We start from the raw sequence: 609 nt of genomic DNA, 5'->3' as shown, positions 1-609 counted from the left end.
GACCCGCACGAAATGCGGGCGATGGCGGGCCGCTTCGAGGTGCACGCCCAGACGGTTGAGGACGAGGCTCGCAAGATGTGGGCGTCCTCGATGAACATCGCCGGCTCCGGCTGGAGCGGTCAGGCGCAGGCCACCTCGTACGACACCATGGGTCAGGTCAACCAGGCCTTCCGCAACATCGTCAACATGCTCCACGGAGTGCGGGACGGACTGATCCGCGACGCGAACAACTACGAGCAGCAAGAGCAGGCCTCGCAGCAAATCCTCGGCAGCTAGCGCTTAAAACCGCGGCTGCGTACCATTCCAGACATTAGGAGAACACCGTTATGACAATCAATTACCAGTTCGGCGATGTCGACGCCCACGGTGCCTTGATCCGCGCCCAGGCCGCGTCTCTGGAGGCTGAGCACCAGGCCATCGTTCGCGATGTGCTTGCTGCGGGTGACTTCTGGGGCGGTGCCGGTTCGGTGGCCTGCCAGGAGTTCATCACCCAGTTGGGTCGCAACTTCCAGGTGATCTACGAGCAGGCCAACGCCCACGGGCAGAAGGTGCAGAGCGCCGGCAGCAACATGGCCAGCACCGACAGCGCCGTTGGGTCCAGCTGGGCCT

2 protein-coding genes are annotated in these 609 nt (G+C 63.7%); both read left to right on the top strand.

The features are described from left to right. Positions 1–276, top strand: a 276-nt coding sequence (locus A5758_RS04130; RefSeq protein ID WP_066957310.1) for a WXG100 family type VII secretion target, incomplete at its 5' end; no start/stop codon positions are given. 50 nt (positions 277–326) lie between these two features. Beyond that, on the top strand, positions 327–609 hold a 283-nt coding region (locus tag A5758_RS04125; protein WP_046182844.1), incomplete at its 3' end, for a WXG100 family type VII secretion target.

This window comes from Mycobacterium sp. 852014-50255_SCH5639931 (assembly GCF_001665605.1).
Lineage (GTDB): Bacteria > Actinomycetota > Actinomycetes > Mycobacteriales > Mycobacteriaceae > Mycobacterium > Mycobacterium paraffinicum.
This window is presented reverse-complemented; position numbering and strand designations above follow the sequence as displayed.